The following is a 17,014-nucleotide window of genomic DNA, read 5'->3' on the forward strand; positions in this document are numbered from 1 at the left end:
ACGTCGGTTTGATATACTCGGGCGCTGACTGAGTAGTCATAAGGGCGTCCATGCCTGGAGTACGGCTTCCAGCACCCGTCGTGCCGGTCTTGTCAGGCGATCCGTTACCGCCATCAGCCGGCCACGACACCCAACATCATCGGGATGGAACTTCGAATTCGCATCATTGATGCCGCGCTGTGGCCAGAAGCCACCTCACCCGGATCAGTGCCGCGCAAGTTCAGTAAAAAGAGAGTTAAATCAAATATGACCACACGCTCGAAGATTATCTACACCCTCACCGACGAAGCCCCAGCGCTCGCGACCTACTCCCTGCTCCCCATCGTCAAAGCCTTCACCGCCTCCTCCGATATCGCCGTCGAGACCCGCGACATTTCGCTGGCCGGCCGTATCCTGGCGCTGTTCCCCGAGTTTCTGACCGACGCTCAGAAGCAGGGTGACCACCTCGCCGAGTTGGGCGCCCTGGCCACCACGCCAGAAGCCAACATCATCAAGCTGCCGAACATCAGCGCCTCGGTGCCGCAACTCAAGGCCGCCATCAAGGAACTGCAGAGCCAGGGCTACGCCCTGCCCGACTACCCGGATGCCGGCGACAGCGACGAAGCCCGCGACATCCGCAGCCGTTACGACAAGGTCAAGGGCAGTGCCGTGAACCCGGTCCTGCGCGAAGGCAACTCCGACCGCCGTGCGCCGCTGTCGGTGAAGAACTACGCCCGCAAGCACCCGCACAAGATGGGCGCCTGGGCTGCCGACTCCAGGTCCCACGTGGCGCACATGGAGAGCGGTGATTTCTACGGCAGCGAAAAAGCCGCCCTGATCGACGCCCAGGGCAGCGTGAAGATCGAGCTGATCGGCGCTGACGGCAGCGCCACCGTGCTGAAAGAGAAGACCTCGGTGCTGGCTGACGAAGTCCTCGATTGCTCGGTCATGAGCAAGCAGGCCCTGCGCAGCTTCATCGCCGCCCAGATCGAAGACGCCAAGAAACAGGGCGTGCTGTTCTCGGTGCACCTGAAAGCCACCATGATGAAGGTCTCCGACCCGATCATCTTCGGCCAGATCGTGGCCGAGTTCTACAAGCCAGCCCTGGAGAAGCACGCCGCTGCCCTGCAGGAAGCCGGCTTCAATCTGAACAACGGCATCGGCGACCTGTACGCCAGCATCAAGAAGCTGCCGGCCGACAAGCAGGCCGAGATCGAAGCCGACATCAACGCCGTCTACGCCGAGCGCCCGGCGCTGGCCATGGTCAACTCCGACAAGGGCATCACCAACCTGCACGTGCCGAGCGACGTGATCGTCGACGCCTCGATGCCGGCGATGATTCGCGACTCGGGCCGCATGTGGAACACCGCAGGCGAGCTGCAGGACGCCAAGGCGGTGATCCCGGATCGCTGCTACGCCGGCATCTACCAGGCGGTGATCGAAGATTGCAAGGCCAATGGCGCCTTCAACCCGACCACCATGGGCAGCGTGCCGAACGTCGGCCTGATGGCGCAGAAAGCCGAAGAGTACGGCTCCCACGACAAGACCTTCCAGATCCAGGCCAATGGCGTGGTGCGCGTCAGCGATGCCAGCGGCAAGGTGCTGATGGAGCAGAAGGTCGAGGAAGGCGACATCTTCCGCATGTGCCAGACCAAGGACGCGCCGATCCAGGACTGGGTCAAGCTGGCCGTCAACCGTGCCCGCCTGAGCAACACCCCGGCGGTGTTCTGGCTGGACCCGGCGCGTGCTCACGACGCCGAAATGATCAAGAAGGTCGAGAAGTACCTGAAGGATCACGACACCAACGGCCTGGACATCCGCATCCTCGCCCCGGTCGACGCCATCAAGTTCTCCCTGGCGCGCATCCGCGAAGGCAAGGACACCATCTCGGTGACCGGTAACGTGCTGCGTGACTACCTGACCGACCTGTTCCCGATCATGGAGCTGGGCACCAGCGCCAAGATGCTGTCGATCGTGCCGCTGATGAACGGCGGTGGCCTGTTCGAAACCGGCGCTGGCGGTTCGGCACCCAAGCATGTGCAGCAGCTGGTCGAAGAGAACTTCCTGCGCTGGGATTCCCTGGGTGAATTCCTGGCCCTGGCCGCTTCCCTGGAGCACCTGGGCAACACCTACGACAACCCCAAAGCCCTGGTGCTGAGCAAGACCCTGGACCAGGCCACCGGTCAGTTCCTCGACAACGACAAGTCGCCGGCGCGCAAGGTTGGCGGTATCGACAACCGCGGCAGCCATTTCTACCTGGCGCTGTACTGGGCACAAGCCCTGGCAGCCCAGAGCGAAGACGCCGCCCTGCAGGCGCAGTTCGCGCCGCTGGCCAAGACCCTGAGCGACAACGAAGCCAAGATCGTTGCCGAGCTGGGCGCGGTCCAGGGCAAGCCGGCGGAAATCGGTGGCTACTACGCACCGGACAAGGCGCTGACCGAAAAAGTCATGCGTCCGAGCGCGACCCTCAACGCGGCCCTGGCTTCCCTGGCCTGAGTAGTTTGTTGATCTAGCGGCACCGACAACCCCGGCCTTGCGCCGGGGTTGTCGTTTTCAGTTCTCGAAAAAGGAGTCAGCATGACCTGGCACGCACATGTCACCGTCGCCACCATCGTCGAGCACGAGGGGCGCTTTCTGTTCGTCGAGGAACTCAAGGGCGGACGCCTGGTGCTCAACCAGCCCGCCGGCCACCTTGAACCAAAGGAAAGCCTGCTGCAGGCCGCGGTGCGCGAAACCCTGGAAGAAACCGCCTGCGACGTCGAGCTCACCGGCGTCAGCGGCATCTACCTGTACACCGCGCCGAGCAACGGCGTGACCTATCAACGTATCTGTTTTGTCGCCAATCTGCTGCGGCACCACGCCGACCGTGCGCTGGACAACGACATCAGCGGCATTCGCTGGCTCACTTACGACGAACTGCTGGCCGAGCGCGGTCGCCTGCGCAGCGAACTGGTGCTGCGTTGCCTGGACGACTACCTGGCCGGCGCCCGCTTCCCCCTCAGCCTTCTCCACGACCCCATGTGAATGCCGCCCATGCGCGCCAGACTGAAACCCGCCGCGCATCCTGTTAGAATCCCGTCCCTTTGAAGCCCGTATTGATTCCGACCATGCAAGATCCAGCCACCCAGCGCGTCATCGTCGGCATGTCCGGCGGTGTCGACTCCTCCGTCTCGGCCCTGCTGCTGCTCGAAGCCGGCTACCAGGTCGAAGGCCTGTTCATGAAGAACTGGGACGAAGACGACGGCACCGAATACTGCACCGCCATGGACGACCTGGCCGATGCCCAGGCCGTGTGCGACCGCATCGGCATCAAGCTGCACACCGCCAACTTCGCCGCCGAGTACTGGGACAACGTGTTCGAGCATTTCCTGGCCGAATACAAGGCCGGCCGCACGCCCAACCCGGACATCCTCTGCAACCGCGAGATCAAGTTCAAGGCGTTCCTCGACTACGCCCTGATGCTCGGTGCCGACCTGATCGCCACCGGCCACTACGTGCGCCGCCGCGATGTCGACGGCCGCAGCGAACTGCTCAAGGGCCTGGATGCCAACAAGGACCAGAGCTACTTCCTGCACGCCGTGGGCGGCGAGCAGATCGCCAGGACCCTGTTCCCGGTCGGTGAACTGGAAAAGCCCGAGGTGCGGGCGATCGCCGAAAAATACGAGCTGGCCACGGCCAAGAAGAAGGATTCCACCGGCATCTGCTTCATTGGCGAGCGGCGTTTCAGCGATTTCCTCAAGCAGTACCTGCCAGCGCAGCCGGGCACCATCGAAACCACCGAGGGCGAGGTGATCGGCAAGCACCACGGCCTGATGTACCACACCATCGGTCAACGCCAGGGCCTGGGTATCGGCGGCCTCAAGGATGCCGGTGACGAGCCCTGGTACGTGCTGCACAAGGACCTGGCCCGCAATGTACTGGTGGTCGGCCAGGGCAACGAGCACCCGTGGCTGTTCTCCCGCGCCCTGCTCGCCTCGCAGATCTACTGGGTCAACCCGGTGGCGCTCGACGTGCCGCGGCAGCTGACCGCCAAGGTGCGCTACCGCCAGGCCGATCAGGCCTGCACCCTGGAGCGCACGGCCGAGGGTTATCGTGCCACCTTCGAGCAACCGCAACGCGCCGTCACGCCGGGCCAGTCCGTGGTGTTCTACGACGGTGATATCTGTCTTGGCGGCGGCGTGATCGGAAGCGCCGAGCCCTGGAGCGAGGGCGCCCCGCGATGAACCCGATTCAGGAACAATTGATTGCCCTCGGCGCGGTGTTTCAGGCCGCGGTAATGGTCGACAAGATCGCCAAGACCGGCCAGGCCGGCGAAAGCGAAGTGACCTGCCTGATCGGTAGCCTGCTGGTACGCGATGCCAACGGCACCCTGGATGTCTATGGCGGCGATGACCTCAATCTGCGCGACGGCTATCGCGCCCTGGTCAGCGCTCTGGAGCGCGACCCCACCAGCCTGCAGCGCGAGCCATTGCGTTATGCCCTTGCCCTGCTCGGCCTGGAACGCCAACTCGACAAGCGCGGCGACCTGCTGCAGTTGATGGGCAATCGCCTGGACCAGATTCAGAACCAGGCCGAGCATTTCGGCATCGCCCACGAGAACGTCATTTCCTCGTGCGGGGCGCTCTACCAGGACACCATCAGCACCTTCAAGCAACGCATTCAGGTGCAGGGCGACAGCCGCTTCCTGCAGCAGCCGGCCAATGCCTCGAAGATTCGCGGCCTGCTGCTCGCTGGGATTCGCTCGGCCCGTCTCTGGCGCCAACTGGGCGGGCACCGCTGGCAGTTGGTATTCAGCCGCCGCAAACTGCTGCGCGAGCTGTACCCGATGCTGCGTGGCTAAGGGCAGGCTTCAGGCTTCAGGCTTCAGGCTTCAGGCTTCAGGCTTCAGGCTTCAGATTAGGTTTTCATTTCAACTAAATGGTTTAAAAGGTTTTTTCATTTAAAGCGCCTGTCCATCAATCGCTTTTACCTGCAGCTTGCAGCCTGCAGCGAGCGCCTTCATGTATGATATGCGCCCTTTTCCACGCCCGACTGTCCGAGAACGCCTCCCATGCAGCTTTCCTCGCTCACCGCGGTTTCGCCCGTAGACGGCCGCTATGCCGGCAAAACCAGCGCCCTGCGCCCCATTTTCAGCGAATACGGCCTGATCCGTTTCCGCGTTCAGGTGGAAGTCCGCTGGCTGCAGCGCCTCGCCGCCCATGAAGGCATCAGCGAAGTGGCGCCCTTCTCCGCCGAAGCCAACGCCCTGCTCAATGAGCTGGCGGAAAACTTCGCCGTCGAGCACGCCGAGCGCGTCAAGGAAATCGAGCGCACCACCAACCACGACGTCAAGGCCGTGGAGTACCTGCTCAAGGAGCAGGCCGCCAAACTGCCGGAGCTGGACAAGGTCAGCGAGTTCATCCACTTCGCCTGCACCAGCGAGGACATCAACAACCTGTCCCACGCCCTGATGCTGCGCGAAGGCCGCGACAAGGTACTGCTGCCGGTGATGCGCCAGATCGCTGCCGCCATCCGCGAGCTGGCGGTCAAGTTCGCCGACGTGCCGATGCTGTCGCGCACCCATGGCCAGCCGGCTTCGCCGACCACCCTGGGCAAGGAACTGGCCAACGTCGTCTACCGCCTCGAGCGGCAGATCGTGCAGATCGCCGCCGTGCCGCTGCTGGGCAAGATCAACGGCGCTGTGGGCAACTACAATGCCCACCTGTCGGCCTACCCGCAGGTCGACTGGGAAGCCAACGCCCGCCAGTTCATCGAAGGTGATCTGGGTCTGCAGTGGAACCCCTACACCACGCAGATCGAGCCGCACGACTACATCGCCGAGCTGTTCGATGCCATCGCGCGTTTCAACACCATCCTCATCGACTTCGATCGCGACGTCTGGGGCTATATATCCCTGGGCTACTTCAAGCAGAAGACCGTGGCTGGCGAGATCGGCTCCTCGACCATGCCGCACAAGGTCAACCCCATCGACTTCGAGAACTCCGAAGGCAACCTGGGTATCGCCAACGCGTTGTTCCAGCACCTAGCCAGCAAACTGCCGATTTCGCGCTGGCAGCGTGACCTGACCGATTCCACGGTGCTGCGTAACCTCGGTGTCGGCTTTGCCCACAGCCTGATCGCCTACGAAGCAAGCCTCAGGGGAATCAGTAAGTTGGAGCTCAATGCTCAGCGTATTGCTGAAGACCTGGACGCCTGCTGGGAAGTGCTCGCCGAACCGATCCAGACCGTCATGCGCCGCTACGCCATCGAGAACCCCTACGAGAAGCTCAAGGAGCTGACCCGCGGCAAGGGCATCACGCCCGAGGCGCTGCTGGCCTTCATCGACACACTGGACATGCCCGCACCGGCCAAGGAAGAGCTCAAGCAGCTCACGCCGGCCAACTACATCGGCAACGCCGTGGCCCAGGCCAAGCGCATCTGACCGACGGGCACGCCCGAAAACGCCCGGCTGACGCCGGGCGTTTCTTTTTATACGTATCTATCAATATCAAGGACTTATAGATGAATCCTGATGCTCCTCTTCAGCAATTGGGTGGCCTGAGCGCACGCGAATTCCTGCGCGATTACTGGCAGAAGAAGCCCTTGCTGGTGCGCCAGGCCATCGCCGACTTCGAGAGCCCGATTTCTCCCGACGAGCTGGCCGGCCTGGCGCTCGAGGAGGAAGTCGAGTCGCGCCTGGTGCTCGAGCACGGCGAAACGCCCTGGGAAGTTCGCCGCGGCCCGTTCGCCGAGGATGCCTTCGCCGAGCTGCCGGAACGTGACTGGACCCTGCTGGTGCAGGCGGTCGACCAGTTAGTGCCCGAAGTCGCCGAGCTGCTGGAGCAGTTCAAATTCCTGCCCAAGTGGCGCATCGACGACGTGATGATCAGCTTCGCTACCCCGGGTGGCGGCGTTGGCCCGCACTTCGACAACTATGACGTGTTTCTCCTGCAGGCCCATGGCCGTCGCCGCTGGCAGATCGGCCAGATGTGCGACGCCGCAAGCCCGCTGCTGCCAGATCTGGACATGAAGATCCTGGCTCAATTCGATCAAACTGAAGAATGGGTGCTCGAGCCCGGCGATATGCTCTATCTGCCGCCGCTCCTGGCCCACTGTGGCACCGCCGAGGACGATTGCATGACTTATTCCGTGGGTTTCCGCGCCCCCAGCGCGGCCGAAGTGCTGACCCATTTCACCGACTTCCTTGGCCAGTTCCTGCCGGACGAGACGCGCTACAGCGACGCCGACGCCGCACCGACCAGCGACCCCCATGAGATTCAGCGTGACGCGCTCGATCGCCTCAAGGCGCTGCTCGCCGAGCACATGAGCGACGAGCGCCTGCTGATGACCTGGTTCGGCCAGTTCATGACCGAGCCCAAATACCCGGAGCTGGTCGCCGGCATCGAAATCGACGAGGACGGCTTCCTCGATCAGCTCGAAGATGGCGCCATTCTGATTCGCAACCCCAGCGCGCGCCTGGCCTGGTCGGAAGTTGGCGATGGCCTGGTGCTGTTCGCCAGCGGCCAGAGCCGTCTGGTGTCCGCCAGCCTGCGCGAGCTGCTGAAGATGATCTGCTCGGCCGACGCCCTGCACCTGGAAAACCTGGGCCCATGGCTGGGCGACGACGAGGCCCGGGAGCTGGTGCTCGAACTGGCCAAGCAAGGAAGCCTGGAGTTTGCTGCCGATGAATGACCTGCACGTACGCATCGCCGACTGGCACAGGGATTACGAGGAGCTGCGTCGCATCCGCGAAACGGTTTTCGTGGCTGAACAGGCCGTGCCGCCTGAACTGGAATGGGACGCCGAAGACAGTGATGCCGTGCATTTTCTCGCCTGCGAGGGCGATTACCCGATCGGTACGGCGCGCCTGCTCGCCGACGGCCAGATCGGCCGGGTGTCGGTGCTCAAGGACTGGCGCGGCCTGAAAGTCGGCGAAGCGCTGCTGCAGGCGGTGATCGCCGAAGCGGAAAAACGTGGCCTGAGCCAGCAAATGCTCAGCGCCCAGGTGCAGGCGACGCCGTTCTATGAAAAGCTGGGCTTCACTGTAGTGAGCGAGGAGTACCTGGAAGCCGGTATCCCTCACGTCGACATGGTGCGCAGCAGCAGCTGATGTCAGCTGTGGCACGCACCGGTGCCACAGAGGTCAGCATGAACAACGAACATACGGCCGCCGATCTCGAGCCCATCGAGTTCGAGTCGCCTGGGCGTTTCACCCTGCACAACCCGGATAGCCAACTGCCAATGCCGGCGATCTGGGAGCCCGCCCCTTTCGTTCTCGGTAGCGAGCAGCTGCTACAGCGCTTCAGCTCGCCCGAGCAGGCGCGCAGCCACGCCCTGGCGCTGATGCAACAGGCCAGCCGTACACTGTGCCTCTACAGCCCCGATCTCGAACCCTGGCTTTACAACCACAGCAGCATGGCCCAGGCATGCACGCAGTTCGTGCTCAGCCATCGCAACAGCGGGCTGCGCATTCTGGTGCGTGACAGCAGTCGCGCCGTCCGCGATGGGCATCGGCTGATCGGCTTGTCGCGCAAGCTGTCCAGCCATATACAGATTCGCCGCTGCCACCCGGATTATGCCGCTCCCGATGGCGCCTTTCTGCTGGCTGACGATCAGGGCCTGCTGATGCGCCCCGAGCCGGATCAATTCGGCGGCTATGCGAACTATCGGGACGCCCCACGCGTGCGTCAGTTACAGCGACTGTTCGACCAGACCTGGGATACCAGCATCACCGACCCTGACTTGCGGAGTTTCCTGCTATGAAGAGCATTCTGCCATGAAGCGGCATTTTCTCGGCGCCGCCCTGCTCGCGCTCAGTCTCTCGGCGACGGCCGCCACCGAAGTCATCCCACTGAACTACCGCACCGCTGGCGATCTGCTGCCCGTGGTGCAGTCGGCACTGGGCCACGAAGGGCGCGTCAGCGCTTATGGCAACCAGCTGATAGTCAATGCCTCGCCAGGCAAGATCGACGAGGTGCGCGCCTTGCTCGCCCAGCTCGACACCCAGCCGCGACGCCTGCTGATCAGTGTCGATACCAGCGAGTCGACCTACCGTGATGACCGCGGCTATGCCGTGGACGGCAGCATCAGTGCCGGCAATGGTCGGGTGGACATCGGCCGTGGCGAGGTGGACGGCCGCGACCAGGCGCGCGTCATCCGCCGCAGCACCGACAGCCGTGGCGGCGGTACCCAGCAGGTGCAGACCAGCGAAGGCTATCCGGCGCTGATCCAGGTCGGCCAGAGCGTGCCACTGACCACCTCCAGCCGTGGTCCCTATGGCCAGGTGTACAACAACACCGAGTACCGCAACGTTACCCAGGGTTTCTATGTGACCGCCAGCCTGGCCGGCGACGTGGTGCACCTGGACATCAGCAGTAACCGTGACCGCGTCAGCCAGCAGCAACCTGGCGTGATAGACATCCAGCAGGCCGATACCCGGGTCAGCGGTCGGGTAGGCGAGTGGATCAACATCGGTGGCAGCAGCGAGCAAAGTCAGGCCGATCGCAGTGGCTTGATGCGCCGCTACTCCACCGAAGGTCGCAACGACATGAGCATGCGCGTGAAAGTCGACGTGATCGACTGAAAGCCCCGTAGAACGTGACTGTATGGTCGCTCTAAGACTTATGTAGTAGATCTAAAAAAACACTACAAAAACGATTGACGAACATTTTCGTCGGTCGCATGATGGCCTCGCTCCCGCTAATCAGGGGCTCTGGAAACCGAGCCTCCGGATCGCTCCCGCTCACCGCAGGGATCGATTCGTGTTGTTAGCAGGCTGCTGAAAAACTAGCTGCGTTGCTGCTGCTTCGTTGGAAACCGGCTCAAAGTGCTCATGTACTACTCGTACAGTCGCCCGCGACTCCGACCGCTTCTCGCCAGCTTCCGCCTCGCATCAGCCGCCTCGCAAACGTTCTTCAGCAATCTGCGCGCCCACAAGGCAGCTCGACGAGATGGCGACTGGAACGAGGTTGTCCTGAGGGACGGGGAAGCGCTTTACGTATCGAACTGCAAGGTGCCAAGGGCGTCCACGGGCCTGTACGCACCACCGCTCGCCTACCCGGCAGCAGGCAACCGATACGCTTCGTCCGCCCGGCCACGGCCCTCCTCCTTCCGGTTATATCTCAACGTCTGCGGTGAGCTCGCGCCGTGCCCTGCGCCTGTGCTGTGCGCAGCGCCCGGTGTTCGCCCCAACACATACTTGAAGGATTGACCATGTCAGCTTACGAAAACGACATCAAAGCCGTTACCGCCCTGAAAGAAGCCGCTGGCAGCAGCTGGAGCGCTATCAACCCGGAATCCGTCGCTCGTATGCGCGCCCAGAACCGCTTCAAGACCGGTCTGGATATCGCCAGGTACACCGCGGCCATCATGCGCAAGGACATGGCCGAGTACGATGCCGATTCTTCGGTCTACACCCAGTCGCTCGGTTGCTGGCATGGTTTCATCGGCCAGCAGAAACTGATTTCCATCAAGAAGCACCTGAAGACCACCAACAAGCGCTACCTCTACCTGTCCGGCTGGATGATCGCTGCACTGCGCTCCGAATTCGGCCCGCTGCCGGATCAGTCGATGCACGAGAAGACCGCCGTCGCCGCACTGATCGAGGAGCTCTACACCTTCCTGCGCCAGGCGGACGCCCGGGAGCTGGACCTGCTGTTCAGCGCCCTCGACGCGGCCCGCGAGTCGGGTGATCGCGCCAGGCAGAGCGAGATCCAGGCGCAGATCGACAATTTCGAAACCCACGTGGTGCCGATCATCGCCGACATCGACGCTGGCTTCGGCAACCCCGAGGCCACCTACCTGCTGGCCAAGAAGATGATCGAGGCCGGCGCCTGCTGCATTCAGATCGAAAACCAGGTCTCCGACGAGAAGCAATGCGGCCACCAGGACGGCAAGGTCACCGTGCCCCATGCCGACTTCCTCGCCAAGATCAACGCGGTGCGCTACGCCTTCCTCGAGCTGGGCGTGGACGATGGCGTGATCGTCGCCCGTACCGACTCCCTGGGCGCCGGCCTGACCAAGCAGATCGCCGTGACCAACGAGCCGGGCGACCTGGGCGACCAGTACAACGCGTTCCTGGACTGCGAGGAAATCAGCCCGGCCGAACTGAACAATGGCGACGTGGTGATCAACCGGGGCGGCAAGCTGCTGCGACCCAAGCGCCTGGCCTCCAACCTGTTCCAGTTCCGCAAGGGCACCGGCGAGGATCGCTGCGTGCTGGACAGCATCACCTCGCTGCAGAACGGCGCGGACATGATCTGGATCGAAACCGAGAAGCCCCATGTCGGCCAGATCAAGGCCATGGTCGATCGTGTTCGCGAAGTGATCCCCAACGCCAAGCTGGTCTACAACAACAGCCCGTCGTTCAACTGGACCCTGAGCTTCCGCCAGCAGGTGTTCGATGCCTTCGTTGCCGACGGCAAGGACGTGTCGGCCTACGACCGCACCAAGCTGATGAGCGCCGAGTACGACGAAACCGAACTGGCCCAGGTCGCCGATGAGAAAATCCGTACCTTCCAGCGCGATGGTTCGGCCCACGCCGGCATCTTCCATCACCTGATCACCCTGCCGACCTACCACACGGCGGCTCTTTCCACCGACAATCTGGCCAAGGGCTACTTCGCCGACCAGGGCATGCTCGCCTACGTCAAGGGTGTGCAGCGTCAGGAGATCCGTCAAGGCATCGCCTGCGTCAAGCACCAGAACATGGCGGGCTCGGATATCGGCGACAATCACAAGGAGTACTTCGCCGGTGAGGCCGCGCTCAAGGCCGGCGGCAAGGACAACACCATGAATCAGTTCCACTGAGAATCGCGCCGCCTGGCGCAAGTGCGAGCCCTGGCCCCGGCAGCGATGCCGGGGCTTTTTATTGGCAAGTAAGGAGTGCAGATTTACTGGTTGCATCCATTACGCACAGCCTGTGAAGGCGCGTTAAAAGAACAGATTCTCAAATGATATATATTCTTATTGAAGCGAATCTTAACTTGCACTACATGTAACTTGTGCTCGCCGTCGAAGTTTCCACCTTGTTTTTATAGCTCCTTGATTTGCGGGGTTTTCTGAATACTGGCTGATTGCAGGCATGCGACGTTTTATTTATTTTTTGTGCGGAAAAATTTACTTACACCCAATACAGGCATAACATTATGGGAATTGATTCAAGGCCCTTAATGCCTTGCCATAATTTTAAATCGTGCGTTAAGCCGTTCCTTGCCTGAGGAGCCCCGGCATGCTGGAAGCAAGCAGTTCCCTGTCCCACAACTGGGCGTTGGCCGTTTTTCTGCTGGGCGTCGTGGGCCTCTGTGCCTTCATGATGGGCGTCTCCAGCCTGCTGGGTAGCAAAGCCTGGGGGCGCAGCAAGAACGAGCCTTTCGAATCGGGCATGCTTCCCACCGGCAGCGCACGCCTGCGCCTGTCCGCCAAATTCTATCTGGTCGCGATGCTCTTCGTGATCTTCGACGTCGAAGCCCTCTTTCTCTTCGCCTGGGCCGTCTCCGTTCGCGAAAGCGGCTGGGCCGGCTTCATCGAAGCAGCCATTTTCATAAACATTCTGTTGGCAGGTCTTGTCTACCTTTGGCGTATCGGTGCGCTGGATTGGGCACCCGAGAGTCGTAAGGCGCGGCAGGCGAAGCTGAAACAATGAGGCTTTGGCGATGCAATACAAACTCACTCGGATCGATCCGGATGCTCCCAACGAGCAATACCCGATCGGCAAGCGGGAGGTCGTTACCGACCAACAGCTAGAAGACGAGGTGCACAAGAACATCTACATGGGAAAACTCTCGGATGTTCTTAGCGGTGCGGTGAACTGGGGTCGCAAGAATTCCCTGTGGCCGTACAACTTCGGGCTGTCCTGCTGCTACGTGGAAATGACCACCGCCTTCACCGCGCCGCACGACGTTGCGCGTTTCGGTGCCGAGGTGATCCGTGCATCCCCGCGCCAGGCCGACTTCATGGTCATCGCCGGCACCTGTTTCATCAAGATGGCGCCAGTCATCCAGCGTCTCTATGAGCAGATGCTCGAACCCAAGTGGGTCATTTCCATGGGGGCGTGCGCCAATTCCGGCGGCATGTACGACATCTACTCGGTCGTTCAGGGTGTCGACAAGTTCCTTCCCGTCGACGTCTACATTCCCGGTTGCCCGCCCCGTCCCGAGGCGTTTCTGCAAGGCTTGATGCTGCTGCAGGAATCCATCGGTCAGGAGCGCCGCCCGCTGTCCTGGGTCGTTGGCGATCAAGGCGTTTACCGCGCCGAGATGCCTTCCCAGAAAGAACAGCGCCGCGAGCAGCGTATTGCGGTTACCAACCTGCGTTCCCCTGACGAAGTCTGAGTCCTGCTTCCTTATATAAGCCGGACTCACTCTCACCGTTGACCGATAGCGATCGAGACCATGACTGCAGACACCATCGTGTCCATTGCGCCGTACAAGGCGGACGACCAAGACGTCGTCGTTGAGCTTCAATCCCGTTTTGGCGCCGACAGCTTCACGCTGCAGGCCACCCGCACCGGCATGCCGGTGATCTGGGTTGGCCGCGACAAGCTCGTCGACGTCTTGCGCTTCCTGCGCCAGGCCACCCGCCCCTACGTCATGCTCTATGACCTGCACGGTGTCGACGAGCGCCTGCGCACCCAGCGCCGCGGCTTGCCGGACGCCGACTTCACCGTGTTCTATCACCTCATGTCGCTGGAGCGTAACAGCGACGTGATGATCAAGGTGGCGCTGCGCGAGGGCGACCTCAACCTGCCCTCTGTTACCGGCATCTGGCCGAACGCCAACTGGTACGAGCGCGAAGTGTGGGACCTGTACGGCATCCACTTCACCGGTCATCCGCACCTGACCCGCATCATGATGCCGCCGACCTGGGAAGGTCACCCGCTGCGCAAGGACTACCCGGCCCGCGCCACCGAATTCGATCCGTTCAGCCTGACCCTGGCCAAGCAGCAGCTTGAAGAAGAAGCCGCGCGCTTCAACCCCGAAGACTGGGGCATGAAACGCCACAGCGAGAACGAGGACTACATGTTCCTCAACCTCGGCCCCAACCACCCGTCCGCCCACGGTGCCTTCCGCATCATCCTGCAGCTCGACGGCGAAGAGATCGTCGATTGCGTGCCGGAAATCGGTTACCACCACCGTGGCGCCGAGAAGATGGCCGAGCGCCAGAGCTGGCACAGCTTCATCCCCTACACCGACCGTATCGACTACCTGGGCGGGGTGATGAACAACCTGCCCTACGTGCTCTCGGTCGAGAAGCTCGCCGGCATCAAGGTACCGCAGAAGGTCGACACCATCCGCATCATGATGGCCGAGTTCTTCCGTATCACCAGCCACCTGCTGTTCCTGGGTACCTACATCCAGGACGTCGGTGCCATGACTCCGGTGTTCTTCACCTTCACCGACCGCCAGCGCGCCTACAAGGTGATCGAAGCCATCACCGGTTTCCGTCTGCACCCGGCCTGGTACCGCATCGGTGGCGTCGCCCACGACCTGCCGCGCGGCTGGGACAAGCTGGTCAAGGAGTTCGTCGACTGGCTGCCCAAGCGTCTCGACGAGTACGAAAAGGCCGCCCTGAAGAACAGCATCCTCAAGGCCCGTACCATCGGCGTGGCCCAGTACAACACCAAGGAAGCGCTGGAATGGGGTACCACCGGTGCCGGCCTGCGCGCCACCGGGTGCGACTTCGACCTGCGCAAGGCCCGCCCCTACTCCGGCTACGAGAACTTCGAGTTCGACGTGCCGCTGGCCGCCAATGGCGATGCCTACGACCGCTGCATGGTGCGCGTCGAAGAGATGCGCCAGAGCATCCGCATCATCGACCAGTGCCTGCGCAACATGCCGGAAGGCCCGTACAAGGCGGATCACCCGCTGACCACGCCGCCGCCGAAAGAACGCACGCTGCAGCACATCGAAACCCTGATCACCCACTTCCTGCAGGTTTCCTGGGGCCCGGTGATGCCGGCCAACGAAAGCTTCCAGATGATCGAAGCGACCAAGGGTATCAACAGCTACTACCTGACCAGCGACGGCAGCACCATGAGCTACCGCACGCGCATCCGCACGCCGAGCTTCCCGCACCTGCAGCAGATCCCTTCGGTGATCCGCGGCAGCATGGTCGCCGACCTGATCGCGTACCTGGGCAGTATCGACTTCGTCATGGCCGACGTGGATCGCTGAGGAGAACACCATGAACATGATTCAGACCGACCGTTTCGCCCTCAGTGAAACCGAGCGCTCGGCCATCGAGCACGAGATGCACCACTACGAAGACCCGCGTGCGGCGTCCATCGAGGCCCTGAAGATCGTCCAAAAGGAGCGTGGCTGGGTGCCGGACGGCGCCGCCGACGCCATCGGCGCGATTCTCGGCATTCCGGCCAGCGACGTCGAAGGCGTGGCCACCTTCTACAGCCAGATCTTCCGCCAGCCGGTCGGCCGCCACATCATCCGCGTGTGCGACAGCATGACCTGCTTCATCGGTGGCCACGAGAACGTGCTGGGCAGCATCAAGGCCGAGCTGGGCATCGTGCCTGGGCAGACCACCGCCGACGGCCGCTTCACCCTGCTGCCGGTGTGCTGCCTGGGCAACTGCGACAAGGCGCCGGCGATGATGATCGACGACGAAACCTTCGGCGACGTGCAGCCCGAAGGCGTGGCGCAACTGCTGGAGAACTTCCAATGATCAGCCGCAGCTCCAACCAGCTGACTTCCTTCGGCCCGGCCAACCGCATCGCCCGCAGCGAAGAGAGCCATCCACTGACCTGGCGCCTGCGCGACGATGGGCAGCCCGTGTGGCTGGACGAATACCAGCAGAAGAACGGCTATGCCGCCGCTCGCAAGGCCCTAGGGATGGCCCAGGCCGACATCGTGCAGACCGTCAAGGACTCCGGCCTCAAGGGCCGCGGTGGCGCGGGCTTTCCCACCGGGGTGAAGTGGGGCCTGATGCCCAACGACGAATCCCTGAACATCCGCTACCTGCTGTGCAACGCGGACGAGATGGAGCCCAACACCTGGAAGGACCGCATGCTGATGGAACAGCTGCCGCACCTGCTGGTGGAAGGCATGCTGATCAGCGCCCGGGCCCTGAAGGCCTACCGCGGCTACATCTTCCTGCGCGGCGAATACGTCGACGCCGCCGCCAACCTCAACCGCGCCATCGAGGAAGCCAAGGCCGCCGGCCTGCTGGGCAAGAACATCCTGGGCAGCGGTTTCGATTTCGAACTGTTCGTGCACACCGGCGCCGGGCGTTACATCTGCGGTGAAGAAACCGCGCTGATCAACTCCCTGGAAGGCCGCCGCGCCAACCCGCGCGCCAAGCCGCCCTTCCCCGCTGCGGTGGGCGTGTGGGGCAAGCCGACCTGCGTCAACAACGTCGAGACCCTGTGCAACGTGCCGGCCATCGTCGCCAACGGCGTGGACTGGTACAAGTCCCTGGCCCGCGAAGGCAGCGAAGACCACGGCACCAAGCTGATGGGCTTCTCCGGCAAGGTCAAGACGCCGGGTATCTGGGAGCTGCCGTTCGGCATCAGCGCCCGCGAGCTGTTCGAGGACTACGCCGGCGGCATGCGCGACGGCTACACCCTCAAGGCCTGGCAGCCCGGCGGTGCCGGCACCGGCTTCCTGCTGCCCGAGCACCTCGAGGCGTCCATGTACGCCGCCGGCATCGCCAAGGTCGGCACCCGCATGGGCACCGGCCTGGCCCTGGCCATCGACAACACGGTGAACATGGTGTCGCTGCTGCGCAACATGGAGGAGTTCTTCGCCCGCGAGTCCTGCGGCTGGTGCACACCCTGCCGTGATGGCCTGCCATGGAGCGTGAAGATCCTCCGTGCCCTGGAGCGCAAGCAGGGCACCCGCGAGGACATCGACACCCTGCTCGGCCTGGTCAATTTCCTCGGCCCCGGCAAGACCTTCTGTGCGCACGCACCGGGCGCCGTGGAGCCACTGGGCAGCGCGATCAAGTATTTCCGTGAAGAGTTCGAAGCCGGCGTGGGCGCCATTGCGCCGCAACCGCCGGTAGCGGCACACGCGGTATAGGCCCGCTGGCCGGACAGGTGGGCGCG

15 protein-coding genes are annotated in these 17,014 nt (G+C 62.8%); all 15 read left to right on the top strand.

Going from position 1 to position 17,014, the window contains the following annotated elements; translation table 11 throughout:
* The first annotated feature begins 246 nt into the window (after positions 1-246).
* Positions 247-2,475 (top strand): NADP-dependent isocitrate dehydrogenase, encoded by a 2,229-nt coding sequence (locus SA190iCDA_RS14110; protein ID WP_070887409.1) that lies wholly within the window; start codon positions 247-249, stop codon positions 2,473-2,475.
* An 81-nt stretch (positions 2,476-2,556) separates the two neighbouring features.
* On the top strand, positions 2,557-3,003 hold the full coding sequence (locus SA190iCDA_RS14115) for an NUDIX hydrolase (protein ID WP_070887410.1): 447 nt from the start codon (positions 2,557-2,559) through the stop codon (positions 3,001-3,003).
* Positions 3,004-3,086: 83 nt separating this feature from the next.
* Positions 3,087-4,202, top strand: a complete 1,116-nt coding sequence (mnmA, locus tag SA190iCDA_RS14120; RefSeq protein WP_070887411.1) for a tRNA 2-thiouridine(34) synthase MnmA — start codon at positions 3,087-3,089, stop codon at positions 4,200-4,202.
* The gene (hflD, locus tag SA190iCDA_RS14125; protein WP_070887412.1) at positions 4,199-4,819 is read left to right on the top strand and encodes a high frequency lysogenization protein HflD; all 621 of its coding nucleotides are present in this window, start codon (positions 4,199-4,201) and stop codon (positions 4,817-4,819) included. Before mnmA ends, hflD begins: the two co-directional genes overlap by 4 nt.
* A 210-nt stretch (positions 4,820-5,029) precedes the next feature.
* On the top strand, positions 5,030-6,400 hold the full coding sequence (purB, locus tag SA190iCDA_RS14130) for an adenylosuccinate lyase (RefSeq protein ID WP_070887413.1): 1,371 nt from the start codon (positions 5,030-5,032) through the stop codon (positions 6,398-6,400).
* Between the two features lie 80 nt (positions 6,401-6,480).
* Positions 6,481-7,650, top strand: a complete 1,170-nt coding sequence (locus SA190iCDA_RS14135; RefSeq protein WP_070887414.1) for a cupin domain-containing protein — start codon at positions 6,481-6,483, stop codon at positions 7,648-7,650.
* On the top strand, positions 7,643-8,068 hold the full coding sequence (locus SA190iCDA_RS14140; RefSeq protein WP_070887415.1) for a GNAT family N-acetyltransferase: 426 nt from the start codon (positions 7,643-7,645) through the stop codon (positions 8,066-8,068). Before SA190iCDA_RS14135 ends, SA190iCDA_RS14140 begins: the two co-directional genes overlap by 8 nt.
* Positions 8,069-8,106: 38 nt before the next feature.
* On the top strand, positions 8,107-8,721 hold the full coding sequence (locus SA190iCDA_RS14145) for a histone acetyltransferase HPA2 (protein WP_070887514.1): 615 nt from the start codon (positions 8,107-8,109) through the stop codon (positions 8,719-8,721).
* 13 nt (positions 8,722-8,734) lie between these two features.
* A complete protein-coding gene (locus tag SA190iCDA_RS14150; protein ID WP_070887416.1) occupies positions 8,735-9,541 on the top strand; it encodes a secretin N-terminal domain-containing protein in 807 nt (268 codons plus the stop codon).
* A gap of 629 nt (positions 9,542-10,170) precedes the next feature.
* Entirely contained in the window at positions 10,171-11,766 is a 1,596-nt protein-coding gene (locus tag SA190iCDA_RS14155) for an isocitrate lyase (protein ID WP_070887417.1), read from the top strand.
* 421 nt (positions 11,767-12,187) lie between these two features.
* Positions 12,188-12,601: an NADH-quinone oxidoreductase subunit A gene (locus SA190iCDA_RS14160; RefSeq protein ID WP_070887418.1), complete on the top strand. Its 414-nt coding sequence runs from the start codon at positions 12,188-12,190 to the stop codon at positions 12,599-12,601.
* Between the two features lie 10 nt (positions 12,602-12,611).
* Positions 12,612-13,289 (top strand): NuoB/complex I 20 kDa subunit family protein, encoded by a 678-nt coding sequence (locus SA190iCDA_RS14165; protein WP_070887419.1) that lies wholly within the window; start codon positions 12,612-12,614, stop codon positions 13,287-13,289.
* 60 nt (positions 13,290-13,349) lie between these two features.
* The gene (nuoC, locus tag SA190iCDA_RS14170; protein WP_070887420.1) at positions 13,350-15,131 is read left to right on the top strand and encodes an NADH-quinone oxidoreductase subunit C/D; all 1,782 of its coding nucleotides are present in this window, start codon (positions 13,350-13,352) and stop codon (positions 15,129-15,131) included.
* A 10-nt stretch (positions 15,132-15,141) separates the two neighbouring features.
* A complete protein-coding gene (nuoE, locus tag SA190iCDA_RS14175; protein ID WP_070887421.1) occupies positions 15,142-15,633 on the top strand; it encodes an NADH-quinone oxidoreductase subunit NuoE in 492 nt (163 codons plus the stop codon).
* Positions 15,630-16,988 carry an NADH-quinone oxidoreductase subunit NuoF gene (gene nuoF, locus SA190iCDA_RS14180; protein ID WP_070887422.1) on the top strand — a complete coding sequence of 453 codons (1,359 nt, stop codon included), beginning with the start codon at positions 15,630-15,632 and terminating at the stop codon, positions 16,986-16,988. The genes nuoE and nuoF overlap by 4 nt, the downstream gene beginning before the upstream one ends.
* Positions 16,989-17,014: the final 26 nt, after the last annotated feature.

This window comes from Pseudomonas argentinensis (assembly GCF_001839655.2).
Lineage (GTDB): Bacteria > Pseudomonadota > Gammaproteobacteria > Pseudomonadales > Pseudomonadaceae > Aquipseudomonas > Aquipseudomonas argentinensis_B.